We start from the raw sequence: 14,988 nt of genomic DNA on the forward strand, positions 1-14,988 counted from the left end.
TCTCCGGGGGTGCAGGGTCTAGTGGTTCTGGGGTGAAGGTGTGTCGAGGGGGAGCTTGACGGTAACCGTGGTGCCCTGGCCCAGCTGCGACGCCACGTCGATGCTGCCTCCGTGCCGGTCCACGATGTCCTGGGTAATGGCCAGCCCCAGGCCGGTGCCGGGCACCGCCCCGGACATGGCGTTGGAGGCCCGGTAGAAGCGGGTGAAGATGTGGGCCAGCTCATCGTCGGAGATGCCCATCCCGGTATCCGCTACCGTGACCGCTGCCCGGCCGGTGCCGCCGGCGTCGGTCTCGAATACGCAGCCGACGTCGATCCGGCCGCCGCCCGGCGTGAACTTGATGGCGTTGGAAACCAGGTTGGTAAAAACCTGCTGAAGCTGGACTTCGTCCGCCAGGATGTCGAGGTCCTCGGCCACGGGGGCCAGGACGATGCTGACGTTCTGCAGCTTGGCCAGCGGGGTGAGCGCGGCGGTCACAATCTTCAGGGTCCGCGCCAGCCGGACGGACGTCAGCTGCAGCGGACTGAGCTCGTGACCATGGCGGGAAACGCTCAGCATGTCCTCGATCAGCAGGCGCAGCCGTTCCGTGTTGCGCACCACAATGTCCAGCATCTGGTGGACGTCCGTGGACACCGGGTCCGTGGTGTTTTCCTGGATCATGTCCAGGTACGCCATGATCGAGGTCAGCGGGGTGCGGAGCTCATGATTGACCGTGGCCAGGAAGTCGGTCTTGGCCTTATCCAGCTCCCGGAGCTGCTTGACCACCTGCTGCTGGCTGGTGATCAGATGGCTCTGGATCAGCCCATGGGCCGCGTTGCCGGCGACGTGCTGGATGAGGCCGAGCTCGGCCCGCGACCACTCCCGGGGGGAGTCCAGCAGCGCTATCCAGATGATGCCGAGCGAGGAACTGCCATCGCCCATCGGAACGGCCACGTAAGCTGCCGCATTGAGGGCGGCCAGCTGGGCCGGAACCTCGGCGTCGTCAGTGCCGCCCACGGAAGCTCCGTTGGCTGTCAGGGGTTCTGCCCGTGACCACAGCAGATCCGCCGCCGGGCGGGCATCCTCCGCGGCCGCGAACAACGTCCCGGGCAGGGGATCCAGCCCGCGCCGGTGCCATTGGGCGGTGATCAGCGGCACCCGGTCGTCCTCGAAGGTGGCCAGGCAAACCCGGTCCGCGCCGAAGGTCTCACCGAAGCCGGTCACCACAAAGTCGGCGATCTGCTGGGGATCGTTGGTCCCGCGAAGTGCTGCCGACACCTGCCGCAGCCTTTCGCGCAGCGTCTCCGCTTCATGCCGGGCTTCCGTCCGCCGGGAAACCAGGTTGATCAGGGCCGTGGCACGGTGGATCAACTCTTTGGCTGCGGGAGGTTTGGCAATGCAGTCCCGCACGCCGGCATGCTCCACGGCTTTGACTTCGGACGGACTGTCCAGGTCCACCAGCGCCAGCACGGGGGCCGCAACGTCGATGTCGGACAGGGAACTGTCGAGGACCAGCACCGAGGGCTTGGCCTCGTCCAGAATCGCGGACAGGTCAGCGGAGTTCCCGGCAGCGCGGACCGTGAAACCCGCCGATTCCAGTGCTGCGGCCACGAATTGGCGGCGCCCGGAGTCCGGGTCCGCCACCACGGCCAGGTAGGGCACGGTTGCTACGTGTGGTGTGTCCGCTGGCAACCCGTCCCCCTCGATGCTGGTAAGCACTGTTCAGTCATGAATGAGTACATTGTAGGGTGACCGGGCAGAGCTGGCCCTTATGAGGAATGTATGGAAGGTAAACGTGACGAAGCAGCCTGCAGAAAGTGTGAAGGCGGACCTGACCTTGGACGGGCAGGGTGTGGTCCAACTGAAGTGGGCCCGCGGGGTGTCCATCTCCGAGGCCGACGCCGAAGCCGCAATGAGCGGCGTCAATGACCTGTGCGGTAACGTCCGTTATCCCATGCTGGTGGACATGGCCACCACGGCCCAGGTCAGCCGGGGTGCCCGCGCGGTCTTCGGCCGGCCGTGCCAGGCGTCCCGGATAGCGCTGCTGGGGGCGTCGCCCGTGGACAAAGTGCTGGCAAACTTCATCCTGGGAATCAACAAACTGCCCTGCCCCACCCGGTTTTTCACCTCGCGGGACGATGCTACGGCATGGCTGCTGAAGGATCAGCAGCAGGCCGTCGCCTGAACCTCCCCGCCACACCATTGCGACCGACTCGTGACTCCGGCGCAGGTGGAAGGCATGCGGGGACCTATATTTGAACGGTGCCTTCCCCTTCGAAACCGATGCGCTCCGCCTGGCGGAAGTACCTCATCCTGCCCAAGCTCATCCGGCTGTCCCGCTCCGCCCCCAAGGACCGGGCTGTCGCCTGGGACAAGTACTGGGAAGGTATCGTCAGCACCGGAACCAGCAGCGAAGTGCTCTGGGATTCCGGCTCTGACAACGAGTTGCGCGGCTACCGTGACATCCTGACGCGGCACTTCGATCCGGACCTTCCCGTGGTGGATGTGGGCTGCGGGCACGGTGCCTTCAGCCGGGCCCTCGCGGCGTTTTCACCCCGCGTGATCGGCGTGGATGTGGCCGAGCATGCGGTGGCCCGCGCGCGGGCCGAATCGGAAGCCATGGACAATCTCAGCTTCGTGGCGTGTGACATGACACGGCCACATGCCGGTGCCGGGCTGGCGGGGCCAACGGACGCCAACGTCTTCATCCGGGGTGTGCTGCATGTCCTGGGCACCGCCGATCAGGCTGCCCTGATGGAAAACCTCCGGCAGATGGTGGGCGAGCGCGGCCGGGTCTTCCTGGCGGAAACGAACTTCCGCGGCAATCCGGTGGAATACGTCTCGCATCTGGGGGCGTCGCGCCGCAGCATCCCGGCGCCGCTGGAGCTGGCCATCCGCAAACTCCCCATGCCCGGCCACTTCGGCCCGGACGAACTGGCAGTTGTGATGCCAACAGACCGCTGGACGCTGGTGGAGGACGGTGCCGCCACAATCGAAACCAATCCTCTGATGGATGCCGAGGGGAACAGCAGGGTCCCCGGCTACTTCGCCGTCCTCAAGGGCAAAACGCCCGCACAGGAGCCACTCTCCGCGTAGCGGCGGGCAGCCGCTTCGGCACAGGCGGCTGGCATGATGGAGCGCATGCGCATTCTGATTGCACCGGATAAATTCAAGGGCTCCCTCACCGCTGCCGAGGCCGCCGCGGCCATGGCGGAAGGGGCGCTCAGGGTGTACCCGGATGCCGTCGCCAACCAGTTCCCCATCGCCGACGGCGGGGAGGGAACCTTGGAGGCGGCCGTCGCCGCCGGCTACGAGGAGCGGATCAACGCCGTGGTGGGCCCCATCCTGAAGCCTGTTGGGGCGGCCTGGGCGATCCGGAAGAACCCCGCAGGCGGTGCCGTTGCGGTCATCGAGACCGCGCAGGCTTCGGGACTCGCGCAGATGGAGCCCACGGCCGCCAACGCCCTGCGGGCGCACAGTTACGGCTGCGGCCAGCTGATCGCCGCGGCCCTCGACGCCGGTGCCACCGAAATTGTGCTGGGTCTGGGGGGATCGGCCATGACCGACGGCGGCAGCGGCGCCCTGCGCGCGCTTGGCCTCAAGCCGCTGGACAGCGCAGGAAACGTGGTCCCGCTGGGGGGCGGGTCGCTTGCCGATGTAGTGGCCCTCGATACCTCCGGACTGGATCCGCGACTGACCGCCGTTACCTTTCGGATCGCCGTTGACGTGCAGAACCCGCTGTTCGGCGCCACCGGCGCCGCCCACATATTCGGCCCCCAAAAGGGAGCCGACGCGGACGCTGTGGAACTGCTCGACGCCGGCCTCCGCAATTGGGCGTCCGTCCTCCGGGAGGCGACAGGCCGGGACGTCAACCTCCCGGGCGCGGGCGCGGCGGGCGGCTTCCCGGCGTCGTTCCTTGCCTTTGGCAACGCGCGGCTGGAGGGCGGGTTTGCGCTGGTGGCCGGGCTCACGGGACTGCCGGCCCAGCTTGATGAGGCGGACCTTGTGATCACCGGCGAGGGTTCGTTGGACTCGCAGTCCCTGACCGGCAAAGCCCCCATCGCCCTCGCCGATGCAGCCCGTGAACGGGGCATTCCGGTGATTGTGGTGGCGGGCCGGATCCTGGTCACGCCCGAGGACCTGGCCGGCCACGGGGTCGTGGCCGCCGCGCAGTTGCTCGACGTGGCACCAAGCCCGGAAGACGCCGTCGCCAACGCCGCGAAGTACCTCGCCTGGGCAACCAGCCAGGTCCTGGAAGGCGCCTGAGGCCGGAGCCTCTGCGGCGGGGTGTCCGGGCTACCGCACCCGCGCGCGGCGGTTCAGGCGAAGCGGGACAAGCACCAGCAGGACCAGGAGGACCGCCAGCAGGATGCCGCCTGCGGTCAGTCCCGCCGTGCGCCCGGCGGTGACGTCAAAAACCAGCGCCGCCGTCCCCACGCTGAGCATGCCAACCCCGGCCAGCGCCAGTTTGGTGATGGTATCGGCGCTTGATACCAGGGTCTCCTTCAGGCGTTGGCGGAACAGGCGGCGATGGACGCTCACCGGAAGCAGGATGAAGGCTGTGGTGAGGGCCGCGATCACCACGTTGACCAGATAGAGCGTGACCTGAAAGCCGTCCAGTTTCTCGAACCGCTGCTGGAACGGAAGGGTGAGGAGGAAACCGGCCAAAATCTGCACCCCCGTTTGCAGGACCCGGAGCTCCTGAAGCAGTTCGGCCCAGTTGCGGTCCAGCTGTTCTTCCCTGGTCTCATGCCGGCCTGATTTGCCCGTGAAATCCTCCACATTCGGCATCGTTTTTCTCCTTGCTCCGGAGGCTTGGCCACCCAAGCGGCGTGCTCTCAAGCTAGGCCGAAGTTGCGCTTAGATCAACAATTGCTAAGGTTGCTTATTGTTCGTGTCGAACGGTGGACTTGCTCTACCGGGCGGGATAGTTTCGAGGGGCTGGTGCAGCACGGGCCCTTCGAAAACCGATTCAGTGAAGAGGTGGACTATGAGCGATGACCAGAAGCAGACCGAACCCCCCGCCGACCCCCGGGGCAGTTACCATTCGGGCGGGTTCCCGAAGCAGGAGCAGGAACAGCCGGGGCTCGCGGCCCCGATGGATCCCAAACCGGACCATGGCGAATTCAGCTACGAGGGTCACGGCGCCCTGCAAGGCAAAGCAGCGCTCATAACGGGCGGCGACTCCGGGATCGGCAAGGCCGCGGCCATTGCCTTCGCACGCGAGGGCGCCGACGTCGCAATTTCCTATCTTCCGGAGGAAGAGGAGGATGCCCAGGACACGGCAGAGTGGATCCGCAAAGCCGGCCGGCGCGCGCTGCTGCTGGCCGGAGACGGGCGCGAGGAGGATTTCAGCACCCGGATCGTGGAGGACACCGTGGCCGGGTTCGGCGGACTCGACGTTGTGGTGCTGAATGCCGCCTACCAGAAGAACCGGGACAGCTTCGAGAGCCTCGCCACCGAGGAATTTGACAGGGTGTTCCGGACCAATCTGTACTCGCTGATCTGGACGGCGCGGGCTGCCGTACCTCACCTGAAAGCCGGCTCCTCGATCATTAGCACGGCGTCCATTCAGGCCTTCAACCCGTCCCCGGGGCTGATTGACTATGCCATGACCAAGGCCGCGCAGGTGGCGTTCACCAAGGCGCTGGCCGAGGAACTGGGGCCCAAGGGGATCCGCGTCAATGCTGTGGCTCCCGGGCCCATCTGGACCCCGCTGATCCCGGCAACCGAATGGCCGGACAAGCTCCCCACGTTCGGCCAGGACACTCCCCTGCAGAGGGCCGGCCAGCCGGCGGAGCTCGCAGCGGCGTATGTGCTGCTGGCATCTGAACAGGGGTCCTATATCTCCGGGGCGGTGCTGCCGGTGACCGGCGGCAAGGGTCTCTAATACTTGCCCATCAGATTCATCCACATCCACAACAGGAGGAACCATGAGTCAGGAAAACCAGCGCAAGGAACCCGACGAGGAAGTGGGCGGCTACGGCTCGCCGACCGCAGAGCAGGAGATGGGTGGCGCGGATAACAAGCAGTTCGCGCAGCCCCGGGATGAAGAGGACTTCGACGCCGCCGGCCTGAACCAGGACAGCCCCGACGGCGAGACGTTCGCCACGGGCACGCCCAACCTCAGCCACTTCGGCGAGGAGGACTCGGACAGTGCCGGGGAACCCGGAGCCGGCCGGTTGGGCGGCACCGACGAGCAGCGCCATGCCGAGGTGGACTCGAACGATCCCGGCTTCGAACCCGGCGAGCACCTGCCGCGTGATGCTGCCGTCCCCTCCGCAGAGGCCGAAATCGACGAGTCCAACGCGGATTCCCAGGGCGCCGAGCCGTTCTCCTCGGAGTCCGGGCAGGATGCTGCCGGCCTGCCGGACGGCAGCGGAAATGACCTGTCCAAGGAGAAATCCCCGAACGACGGCGATGAAAGCTTCGACGCCGGCTGACCAACACTGCCGCCGGGGTTCGCCCCGCGCCAGTCGTGACTGCAAAGTGCCGCCGGGCCGTACGCCGGGCGGCACTTTTGCGTCGCCGGCCGCCGCAATTCATGCTGCAGAATCGCACCCGTGAAACCAGCTCCGGACGTATCCTAATAACAGGTTTTGCAGTGGGCCGCGCGTATCGATCCTAGGCGTGAATTATGGCCGCGGAGACTCCACGGGGGCCTGGCTGGGAATCCCTGCCAGACCCCCACGATGTGGTGTTCGAGAGCTCGGATGTTGAGGACTTCCTTGCTGCTGTCACCGGCGAATTCATACACGACCTGGACGGCGACACCCGCTTGATCAGTTGGGCCGTCACCTTCTTCCGCCCCGGAGCGGTCCGGACGGCCGCCGCCGGAAGCGCCGCGGCCAGGGCAGCAGACGAAGAGCAGTGTTCGTTCGCGGACGGACCCGTGCTCGAATCCCTGCGCACCGCTGATTTTGTCCACGTCGCAGACACGGCCCTCGACCGCCGCTGGCCCGGTTACGCCAGTGCCGCATCAGATCACGGGGTCAGATCACTGGTGTCCATCCCCATTGTGTCTGCGGCGGGTTCACAGGCCGCGTTAAGCCTCTATGCCGCCACCCCCCATGCCTTCAGCAGCCAGGACATCGTGCTGGCGCGCCGGTTTGTCCGGCAGGTGGCCAGGTCCCTGCGCCTGGTGGTTCGGGTTGCGGAGCGGGTGGAAGGTAATGCGCAACTGGCAATAGCCCAGAGTTCTGCAGTCCTCATGGACCTGGCTGTCGGCATCCTTGTGGCCGACTACGGGCTCGGCCATGAGGCGGCGGTGCAATATATGCGGACCGTCGCGCGTCACACCGGGCAGGGGCTGCGCCAGACGGCCCTGAATATCGTGGCGGCCTCCCGCCCGGAGACGGGGGAACCCCGTCAGGAGGATGCCGGCTTCGGCCTTATCGCGGTCGAAACGCCGGCGCTTAATGAAGGACCCTACAAAACAGGGAGCACATCATGAAGCTCAGGAAGCAGGAGAAGGCAGCCACAAGCGCCCCCATTGAGCCGGCAGGTCACCCGTGGCGCAGGATGGTGGCCCTGGGGGATTCCTTCACCGAGGGGGTGGGTGATCCGGATCCCCGCAGCGAGGGCGGCCTGCGGGGCTGGGCAGACCGCGTGGCCGAGGAACTCAGCATCAGCCAGCCGGACTTTGCCTACGCGAACCTCGCCATCCGCGGCCTCTTGCTGCAGCAGATCTTCGACCGGCAGTTGGAGCCGGCCCTGGCGTTGAAGCCGGATCTGGTGACCCTATCGGCCGGCGGCAACGACATGGTGTTCCGGCGCACTGATCCGGACCGGCTGGCGGAACGGATTGACGTGGGGGTGGAGCAGCTGGCCCGGTCCGGCGCCACCGTGGTGCTCTTTGCCGGACCGGACTGGGGTGCCACGCCGGTCTTCAGCCAGATCCGCGGCAAGGTGGCCATCTTCAACGAAAATCTTCATGCGGTGGCCGCCCGGCACGGCGCAGTGATGGTGGACCTGTGGTTCCTCCGGGAACTCACGCATCCCGGCATGTGGGACCCGGACCGGCTGCACTTCTCACCCCTGGGGCACCACACCATCGCCAGCGCAGTGCTGAAGGCACTCAGCGTCCCGCACTCGCTGGTGCCGCTGGAGCCCAAGCCGCCTCTGCCGCGCAGCTGGCGGGAGGCCCGGGCGGAAGACCTGGTCTGGGCACGCGAGTACCTTTTCCCATGGGTGGTGCGTCAGTTGAAGCACCCCTCAGAAGCGGAGTTGACGGCCAAACGGCCCGAGCCCGGCCCGGTCTTCGGCCTGGGCTCCCCGCCGGCACCCTACCTGAGTGGAGGCCACGCCGCCTGAATCAGCGCCTCGGGCTGTTCAGCGCCTTTGGTTGTCAGCGCCTCTTCGGGCCGCGTTTCGTTGCCGCGTTGAGGGCTGCCTTGGCCGCGGGGGGAAGGCCGGCCACTTCCGTTTCCGGTTCCGCCACGGTGCCACGTGCCCTGGCGATGGCCCTCATGCCGTGGTAGATCACCAGGGCGGCGGCCGAGCCCAGTGCGATGCCGGTGAAGGTCAGTTCCCCGATGGTCCAGGTATAGTCCGCGATGCCGATGATGAGGGCGACGGCGGCGGTGGTCAGGTTTACCGGGTTGGCGAAGTTCACCTTGTTCTGCACCCAGATCTTCACGCCGAGGATGCCGATCATGCCGTACAGCATGGTGGCCGCGCCGCCGAGCACGCCCTGCGGGACCGTGGCAATCAGTTCCCCGAACTTGGGTGAGAAGCTCAGCACGATGGCGAAGATTCCGGCCACCCAGTAGGCCGCCGTCGAGTACACCTTGGTGGCGGCCATAACACCGATGTTTTCCGCATAGGTGGTGGTGCCGGAACCGCCGCCAGCGCCGGCGAGCACCGTGGCGATGCCGTCAGCCATCAGCGCACGGCCGGAGACGTCGTCGAGGTTCTGCCCGGTCATGGCCGCCACGGACTTCACATGCCCGATGTTCTCAGCCACGAGGACCAGGACCACCGGCACAAAGAGGCCCAGCACGCCCGCATGGAATTCCGGCGTCTGGAAATGCGGCAGGCCGATCCAGGCGGCAGCGTCCATTTTGTCGTAGCTCACTTCGCCGCGCAGCATGGCCACCAGGTAGCCGACCACCACGCCCGCCAGGATACTCAGCCGGCCGATAATCCCGCGGAAGAGGACGCTGACCAGGATGATGGTTGCGAGGGTGATCACTGCGGTGATGGGGGCGGCAGCGAAGTTCATCTTCGCCGCGGGGGCAAGATTCAGGCCGATCAGGGCCACTATGGCGCCGGTGACGATCGGCGGCATCAGCCGGTTGATCCAGCCCGCACCGAATTTCTGGACGATCGCGCCGATCAGGGCCAGGGCGACGCCGGCGAGCAGCACTCCTCCCAGCGCTCCGGGGATGCCGAACTGCTGCTGGGACGCCATGATGGGCGCGATGAACGCGAAGCTGGAACCGAGGTAGCTGGGTACCCGGCCCTTGGTGATGACCAGGAACAGCAGGGTGCCGATGCCCGAAAAGAACAGGGTGGTGGCCGGCGGCATCCCGGTGATGATGGGGACCAGGAACGTTGCTCCGAACATGGCTACAACATGCTGCATGCCCACCCCGATGGTCAGGGGCCATGCCAGCCGCTCGTCCGGGGCAACCACGTGGCCGGGCTTAATCGACCTGCCGGTGCCGTGCAGCTTCCATTTCATTCCGAGCATGCTCATGGTCGGGGGCCTTTCAAGGGGGTTGCCGCTGGGGCTGAAATCTTCCGGTGCAACAATACCGCGCGGACCCGCCCGCAGTCCGGCTGTGCCAAACGTCACGCTGCTTCACGGGAAGAAGACAGGGACGCTTGAAGTTGCAACTATGGAAGCAGACCGCCGGCCCATCAGCCCGATGAGCGGGCCCAGCGAAAGGTACGCATATGACCATTGCCCACGAAGAAGCCGTCATCGACTCGGCCGCCGTCGATGCCATCTTTGCCGAAGCCCGCACCGCCAACTCCTTCACCGGCGAGGTGACCGAGGACCAGGCCCGCGCCATCTACGAGCTCACCAAGTTCGGCCCCACCGCCTTTAACTCCCAGCCGTTGCGCGTCACCTATGTCCGCTCCGACGAGGCCCGCGCCAAGCTCGTTGATGCCATGTCCAACGGCAACAAGGCCAAGACCGCCTCGGCTCCGCTCGTTGCAGTCCTCAGCTACGACACCGCCTGGGCTGAGCAGTGGGACAACTTCCTGCCCGGGTACAACGCGCCGAAGGCCATGTACGATGCCGCTCCGGAGCTGGCCGCGGCCACCGGCAACAACAACGCGCACCTGCAGGCCGGTTACTTCATCCTTGCCGTCCGGTCCCTCGGCCTCGCCGCCGGCCCCATGACCGGTGCCGACTTCAGCGCCATCGACGCCCAGCTGTTCCCGGCCGGCGAGCAGAAGAGCTTCCTCGTGGTCAACATCGGCCAGCCCGGCGAGAATGCCTGGGGTGCAGCCAAGCCCAAGTTCACCTACGAGGACGTCGTCCGCACCGTCTGACCCTCTCTCACTTAATGTGGGTTTTTGGGGAACGCTCTCTCACTTAATGTGGGCTTGACGCCGATGCTCTCTCACTTTCTTCAGGAAAGTGAGAGAGCATCGGCGTTTTAAGCGCATTAAGTGAGAGAGCGTTCCATTGGGGGTGGGGGAGTGCCGGGGTGCCCGGCAGGTCAGGAGATGACGCTGTCCACCAGCGCCTTGGCTTCGGCCTGGACCTGCTTCAGGTGCTCCTCGCCCTTGAAGGACTCGGCATAGATTTTGTAGACATCCTCGGTGCCGGACGGCCGGGCCGCGAACCAGGCGTTCTCCGTGACCACCTTCAGCCCGCCGATGGGTGCGCCGTTGCCCGGGGCCTCGGTGAGCTTGGCAGTGATGGTCTCGCCGGCCAGTTCAGTTGCAGTGACGTCCGACGGCGAGAGCTTGCCGAGTGCCGCCTTCTGCTCGCGCGTGGCTGCTGCATCGATGCGCGCGTAGACGGGGGCGCCGAACTGGTCCGTCAATCCCTTGTACAGCTGGGAGGGTGACTTGCCCGTGACAGCGGTGATCTCCGAGGCCAGCAGGGCCAGCAGGATGCCGTCCTTGTCCGTGGTCCAGACGCTGCCGTCCAGCTTGTTGAAGGAGGCGCCGGCGGACTCTTCTCCGCCGAACGCGCCTTCGCCGGACAGCAGGCCCGGCACAAACCACTTGAAGCCCACGGGAACCTCCACGAGCTTGCGGCCAAGGCTCGCCGCCACACGGTCGATGATCGAGGACGAAACCAGGGTCTTGCCCACCACCGAGTTCGGGTTCCAGCCGCTGCGGTTGCGGTACAGGTAATCGATGGCGACGGCGAGGTAGTGGTTCGGGTTCATCAACCCTCCCACGCCATCAACAAGAGGCGTCACGATGCCGTGGCGGTCGGCGTCGGCGTCGTTCCCGGTGGCGACGTCGAACGCGGCTGAACTGCCGCCGTCGGACATCCGCTTGATCAGGGAAGCCATCGCGGCGGGTGAGGAGCAGTCCATCCGGATCTTCTCGTCCCAGTCCAGGGTCATGAAGGCCCATTGCGGGTCCACGGTGGGGTTCACCACGGTGAGGTCCAGGTGGTGGCGCTCGCCGATCTCGCCCCAGTAGTCCACGGACGCGCCGCCCATGGGGTCGGCACCGATGCGGACGCCGGCTTCCCGGATGGCATCCAGGTTCAGGACGGAGGGGAGGTCGTCAACGTAGCTGCTGAGGAAGTCGAACTTGCCCGTGCTGTCCGCTGCGAGGGCGTCCGCTACGGGAACGCGCTTGACGCCGCGGAGGTCGTTTTCGAGCAGTTCGTTGGCGCGGTTGGCGATCCAGCCGGTGGCATCCGAATCGGCAGGGCCGCCGTGCGGCGGGTTGTACTTGAAGCCACCGTCACCGGGCGGGTTGTGGCTGGGCGTGACCACAATCCCGTCAGCCTCGGGGGCGCCGGCCGCGCGGTTGTTGTTGTGGGTGAGGATGGCGTGGCTGAGGGCCGGTGTGGGGGTGTAGCCGTGGCGGGCGTCGATGAGCACGTTCACGCCGTTGGCCGCGAGGACTTCCAAGGCGGAGTTCTGCGCCGGCTCGCTCAGCGCGTGGGTGTCCTTCGCCAGGAACAGCGGGCCGGTGATGCCCTGCCCGGCACGGTATTCCACAATGGCCTGCGTGATGGCAATGATGTGCTTTTCGTTAAACGACGCCTTAAGGCTGGATCCCCGGTGCCCCGACGTGCCGAAGACTACGCGCTGGCCTGGATCACCCAGATCCGGCGAAATGTCGTAGTACGCGTCAAGGAGCGCAGTAATGTCAACAAGGTCCTGGGGTTGGGCAACTGTGCCCGCGCGGCTAGCCATGGGACCAGCATGCCAGACGCGGGCGGACGGCCATACGCCCCTGTCCAAAATCCGGACCCTGTGACGCGGAATGTCATGAACAGGTGGTTAAACCTGAGTACTCAGCCCAAAAGTACCTATATACCGGCTCCCGGCGCCGCTGTTACGTTCGGGAAAGTCAGCATGGAAAGCACGACGGCGGCAGCCCCGCCGTCGTGCGTGCGGCAGTAAAGCTGCCACTAAAGTAAGGGACCGGTCATGGGGACAGGGGACGGCGCAGCCGAGCAGTCACGGCTCGCAGCGGAGCGCGTTCAGCAGCTAAAACGCCGCCTGGACCAAGCCGAACGCGCCACCAGGTCCTGGGACGAGGGCGCCGTGGGCGACGGGACTATTGCTGAACAGCTCAGCCTTCTCGTCCCGCACGGCTGGCTTCTACTCCATGACGTGCACTGGCCCGGCAGGCCCACGGCCAGCCTCGACCACGTGCTGGTGGGTCCGGGCGGCGTGGTGGTTGTGAATGCCAAGAACTGGACGGGCGAGGTCCGCGTTTCCGCCGGTGTCCTCTGGCAGGGCCGGTTCGCCAGGACGCAGTCGGTGGAAGGGGCCCTGGCGCAATGCGCCGCCGTCACCTCGGTCATGGCGCCGCCGCATCGCCGCCTGGTCCGCCCCTTGATCTGCCTCGCAGGCCAGCCGGACCTCTTCGCGATCACGAATGCCGACGTGGCCGTGGCAGGGGCCGAACGCGTTGTTGAGGCCGTGCTGTCCTTGCCCACCTTGCTTGACCAGCGGGAGGTGGCGGGCCTGTACACGCACCTTAGCCACCAGCTCACGCAGGAACCGGCTACGGAAAGTGCCGCCCTCAGGTCGTTGACCGGCAAGCGGCCGGAGCTGTCGCCGGGGCGGGAGTGGTCGCCGGGGCCCGAGGCGTCCCCGCGGCGTGAGGTGTTGCCAGGGTCCGGGGCAGCAGACCGGCCTGCAGAGTCCCGGCACCTCGCGGCGCCAGCGAACGGGCGCGGCGCCGGGCCGGGTCCGCGCCACCAGCGGTCCGTCAGCGCCGGAGTGCGCAGCGGATACGGACACCGGAAAGCGAATGCTCAGCAGCAGACCACTGCGGGGATGGGCCGGTTGTTGTGTCTGGCGGCCTTCGTGGTTTTTGCTGTCTACGTGCTGCCATATTTGGGACGATAGGACTGGGGGCCTGACGGTACGCTGAAGAACCAAGACTTCGAACGGGGAAAACCATGAGTGACCAGACCACGCCGCGCCCCGATTCCCATGGGCCGGGCGCTCAAGGAGCAAGCGAGTCGCCGGCCGGCTACGAGCCTCCACAGTTTGTGCCGCCACAGGGCAAGGACATTCCCGCGCCGCCCCTCTACGACTGGAGCAAAGGCGGACCCGGGGCAGAACAGTACGGCGAAGGCGCTTACAGCCAGCCCGGAGCAGATGCCTACAGCCAGCCAGGCGGGCAACACGGAGGGGGCTACACGCAGCCGGGAAGCCCCTACGGTCCGCCGGACAATTACGGCCAGCCCAGCCCTTACGGCCAGCCCAGCCCTTACCAGAACAGCCCTTACGGCCAGCCGGCGTACTACGGCCAACCCGCCGCCGAGCCGAAGGGCCTCAGCATCACGAGCATGATCTGTGGTATTTCCTCGGTCCTGCTGGGGTGGTTCCTCATTCCGCAGCTCGCCGCGATCATCACCGGCCACCTGGCACTGGGCCGCGAACGCTCAGGCAGGGCCATGTCCATTACCGGGCTGGTTCTGGGCTACCTGTGCCTGCTGGGATACGGTGCCTTTTGGCTGTTCCTTTTGGTCGGTCTGACGGCCTACCGCTCATCCTCATACGGGTACTAGGCCGGGTACTAGGCCCTCGTCCGTTTTACCAAGCGTTTACCAAGCGCCCGCCGTACCAGGCCAGCGGGTCCTAAGCTGCGGCGATCCGCCTGGCCTGTTCCTGTTCTGCTGCACTCAGCACGGCGGGTCCGCCGCCACGATAGGTCCAGTTCGTCTTCACCCCGCCCGGTTTGGTGAGCGACTCGCCGGCCAGGGCCCTTTCTATCCGGCGCCGCACTTCCCCCTCTTTCTCGGGTTCTGCGGCGAACACGATCCTGAGGGTGACGTCGTTGCCGTTCCGGGCATAGTCCGTGTGGTGCGGAGCCAGCGGGCAGGGCGGCTCATGCTCCCAGCTGCCGCAAAGTTCCAGGGTGATCGCGGCTCCGGGTGCACTGGGATCGGATCCGGCAGCCATGAGCACTGTTGCTTGATGAACGTATTGTCCGCGCATGGAAGGACTCCACTTCATGATGGTCTTTGGGGTGTTCTGCATGGATTCCCGGTAGCGCGCCGCTGTGGCGGCCGTGCCAGGACGGCGGTGTCATACCGGGCAGGGGAAAGGCCCCGGACGGGGCCTTTCCTTAAGCAGGCTTGGCCAACAGGTCAGACCCGCTCGCTGGTGCGCTCAGCAGCAGGTTCCTCGGCTTCAAGGGTCTTCCGCCGACGCGGGAAGGCCCAGAAAGTGAAGTCCTTCGCCGTGAAATGCGGCTCCGTGCGGTCAGGCGGTGTCTGCTGGCGCGCTTCGGGTTCACGGGTGGTGTCCTTCTTGATGCCCCACCCGAAATCCTTGCTTGATGAATAGCACATCACAGGCCTCCTTTAGGTGACTGCCTTTTAATCGTCCACCC

General features: G+C 66.2%; 16 protein-coding genes. 10 read left to right on the forward strand and 6 right to left on the reverse strand.

The annotated features are described in order from the left end of the window. Positions 1-18 precede the first annotated feature (18 nt). Positions 19-1,698 (reverse strand): ATP-binding protein, encoded by a 1,680-nt coding sequence (locus SBP01_RS01220; protein ID WP_320537219.1) that lies wholly within the window; start codon positions 1,696-1,698, stop codon positions 19-21. A 76-nt stretch (positions 1,699-1,774) separates the two neighbouring features. On the opposite strand from SBP01_RS01220, the gene SBP01_RS01225 reads away from it, so the two are divergent. The 3 genes from SBP01_RS01225 to SBP01_RS01235 all read left to right on the forward strand — a co-directional run bounded on the left by SBP01_RS01225 (position 1,775) and on the right by SBP01_RS01235 (position 4,245). Continuing rightward, positions 1,775-2,164, forward strand: coding sequence for an STAS/SEC14 domain-containing protein (locus tag SBP01_RS01225; RefSeq protein WP_275213812.1), 390 nt, complete (start codon positions 1,775-1,777; stop codon positions 2,162-2,164). Positions 2,165-2,262: 98 nt separating this feature from the next. Then, positions 2,263-3,075, forward strand: coding sequence for a class I SAM-dependent methyltransferase (locus SBP01_RS01230; protein ID WP_320538398.1), 813 nt, complete (start codon positions 2,263-2,265; stop codon positions 3,073-3,075). 45 nt (positions 3,076-3,120) lie between these two features. Then, positions 3,121-4,245 (forward strand): glycerate kinase, encoded by a 1,125-nt coding sequence (locus SBP01_RS01235; RefSeq protein ID WP_320537220.1) that lies wholly within the window; start codon positions 3,121-3,123, stop codon positions 4,243-4,245. 30 nt (positions 4,246-4,275) lie between these two features. Here the strand turns inward: SBP01_RS01235 and SBP01_RS01240 are convergent, their stop codons facing one another. Further along, positions 4,276-4,770, reverse strand: a complete 495-nt coding sequence (locus SBP01_RS01240) for a DUF6328 family protein (protein ID WP_320537221.1) — start codon at positions 4,768-4,770, stop codon at positions 4,276-4,278. A 199-nt stretch (positions 4,771-4,969) separates the two neighbouring features. On the opposite strand from SBP01_RS01240, the gene SBP01_RS01245 reads away from it, so the two are divergent. From SBP01_RS01245 to SBP01_RS01260, 4 genes are all read left to right on the forward strand, one after another. Beyond that, the gene (locus tag SBP01_RS01245; RefSeq protein WP_320537222.1) at positions 4,970-5,869 is read left to right on the forward strand and encodes an SDR family oxidoreductase; all 900 of its coding nucleotides are present in this window, start codon (positions 4,970-4,972) and stop codon (positions 5,867-5,869) included. 43 nt (positions 5,870-5,912) lie between these two features. Next, positions 5,913-6,422 carry a hypothetical protein gene (locus tag SBP01_RS01250; RefSeq protein WP_320537223.1) on the forward strand — a complete coding sequence of 170 codons (510 nt, stop codon included), beginning with the start codon at positions 5,913-5,915 and terminating at the stop codon, positions 6,420-6,422. Positions 6,423-6,616: 194 nt separating this feature from the next. Further along, complete coding sequence (locus tag SBP01_RS01255) at positions 6,617-7,432, forward strand: GAF and ANTAR domain-containing protein (protein WP_320537224.1); 816 nt, start codon at positions 6,617-6,619, stop codon at positions 7,430-7,432. Then, a complete protein-coding gene (locus tag SBP01_RS01260) occupies positions 7,429-8,292 on the forward strand; it encodes an SGNH/GDSL hydrolase family protein (RefSeq protein ID WP_320537225.1) in 864 nt (287 codons plus the stop codon). Before SBP01_RS01255 ends, SBP01_RS01260 begins: the two co-directional genes overlap by 4 nt. Positions 8,293-8,326: 34 nt before the next feature. Here the strand turns inward: SBP01_RS01260 and SBP01_RS01265 are convergent, their stop codons facing one another. Then, positions 8,327-9,679: a uracil-xanthine permease family protein gene (locus SBP01_RS01265; protein WP_320537226.1), complete on the reverse strand. Its 1,353-nt coding sequence runs from the start codon at positions 9,677-9,679 to the stop codon at positions 8,327-8,329. 200 nt (positions 9,680-9,879) lie between these two features. On the opposite strand from SBP01_RS01265, the gene SBP01_RS01270 reads away from it, so the two are divergent. Continuing rightward, positions 9,880-10,485, forward strand: coding sequence for a malonic semialdehyde reductase (locus SBP01_RS01270; protein WP_320537227.1), 606 nt, complete (start codon positions 9,880-9,882; stop codon positions 10,483-10,485). A 170-nt stretch (positions 10,486-10,655) separates the two neighbouring features. Here the strand turns inward: SBP01_RS01270 and pgm are convergent, their stop codons facing one another. Further along, on the reverse strand, positions 10,656-12,326 hold the full coding sequence (pgm, locus tag SBP01_RS01275) for a phosphoglucomutase (alpha-D-glucose-1,6-bisphosphate-dependent) (RefSeq protein ID WP_275213823.1): 1,671 nt from the start codon (positions 12,324-12,326) through the stop codon (positions 10,656-10,658). Positions 12,327-12,563: 237 nt separating this feature from the next. On the opposite strand from pgm, the gene SBP01_RS01280 reads away from it, so the two are divergent. Both SBP01_RS01280 and SBP01_RS01285 read left to right on the forward strand, forming a co-directional pair. After that, a complete protein-coding gene (locus SBP01_RS01280) occupies positions 12,564-13,493 on the forward strand; it encodes an NERD domain-containing protein (RefSeq protein WP_320537228.1) in 930 nt (309 codons plus the stop codon). Positions 13,494-13,546: 53 nt separating this feature from the next. Continuing rightward, the gene (locus SBP01_RS01285) at positions 13,547-14,161 is read left to right on the forward strand and encodes a DUF4190 domain-containing protein (RefSeq protein WP_320537229.1); all 615 of its coding nucleotides are present in this window, start codon (positions 13,547-13,549) and stop codon (positions 14,159-14,161) included. Between the two features lie 70 nt (positions 14,162-14,231). Here SBP01_RS01285 and SBP01_RS01290 read toward each other — a convergent pair whose 3' ends face one another. Together SBP01_RS01290 and SBP01_RS01295 are read right to left on the reverse strand one after the other, a co-directional pair. Beyond that, positions 14,232-14,633 carry a hypothetical protein gene (locus tag SBP01_RS01290; protein WP_320537230.1) on the reverse strand — a complete coding sequence of 134 codons (402 nt, stop codon included), beginning with the start codon at positions 14,631-14,633 and terminating at the stop codon, positions 14,232-14,234. Between the two features lie 110 nt (positions 14,634-14,743). Next, positions 14,744-14,947: a hypothetical protein gene (locus SBP01_RS01295; RefSeq protein WP_320537231.1), complete on the reverse strand. Its 204-nt coding sequence runs from the start codon at positions 14,945-14,947 to the stop codon at positions 14,744-14,746. Between the last annotated feature and the right edge of the window lie 41 nt (positions 14,948-14,988).

It is taken from the genome of Pseudarthrobacter sp. IC2-21, from assembly GCF_034048115.1.
In the GTDB taxonomy this organism is placed as follows: domain Bacteria; phylum Actinomycetota; class Actinomycetes; order Actinomycetales; family Micrococcaceae; genus Arthrobacter; species Arthrobacter naphthalenicus.

Bases quoted from the DNA above. Each gene is read 5' to 3' on its own strand.
- SBP01_RS01230 (WP_320538398.1), top strand. From the start codon at position 2,263: ATGCGCTCCGCCTGGCGGAAGTACCTCATCCTGCCCAAGCTCATCCGG.
- SBP01_RS01235 (WP_320537220.1), top strand. From the start codon at position 3,121: ATGCGCATTCTGATTGCACCGGATAAATTCAAGGGCTCCCTCACCGCT.
- SBP01_RS01240 (WP_320537221.1), bottom strand. From the start codon at position 4,770: ATGCCGAATGTGGAGGATTTCACGGGCAAATCAGGCCGGCATGAGACC.
- SBP01_RS01245 (WP_320537222.1), top strand. From the start codon at position 4,970: ATGAGCGATGACCAGAAGCAGACCGAACCCCCCGCCGACCCCCGGGGC.
- SBP01_RS01250 (WP_320537223.1), top strand. From the start codon at position 5,913: ATGAGTCAGGAAAACCAGCGCAAGGAACCCGACGAGGAAGTGGGCGGC.
- SBP01_RS01255 (WP_320537224.1), top strand. From the start codon at position 6,617: ATGGCCGCGGAGACTCCACGGGGGCCTGGCTGGGAATCCCTGCCAGAC.
- SBP01_RS01260 (WP_320537225.1), top strand. From the start codon at position 7,429: ATGAAGCTCAGGAAGCAGGAGAAGGCAGCCACAAGCGCCCCCATTGAG.
- SBP01_RS01265 (WP_320537226.1), bottom strand. From the start codon at position 9,679: ATGAGCATGCTCGGAATGAAATGGAAGCTGCACGGCACCGGCAGGTCG.
- SBP01_RS01270 (WP_320537227.1), top strand. From the start codon at position 9,880: ATGACCATTGCCCACGAAGAAGCCGTCATCGACTCGGCCGCCGTCGAT.
- pgm (WP_275213823.1), bottom strand. From the start codon at position 12,326: ATGGCTAGCCGCGCGGGCACAGTTGCCCAACCCCAGGACCTTGTTGAC.
- SBP01_RS01280 (WP_320537228.1), top strand. From the start codon at position 12,564: ATGGGGACAGGGGACGGCGCAGCCGAGCAGTCACGGCTCGCAGCGGAG.
- SBP01_RS01285 (WP_320537229.1), top strand. From the start codon at position 13,547: ATGAGTGACCAGACCACGCCGCGCCCCGATTCCCATGGGCCGGGCGCT.
- SBP01_RS01290 (WP_320537230.1), bottom strand. From the start codon at position 14,633: ATGCAGAACACCCCAAAGACCATCATGAAGTGGAGTCCTTCCATGCGC.
- SBP01_RS01295 (WP_320537231.1), bottom strand. From the start codon at position 14,947: ATGTGCTATTCATCAAGCAAGGATTTCGGGTGGGGCATCAAGAAGGAC.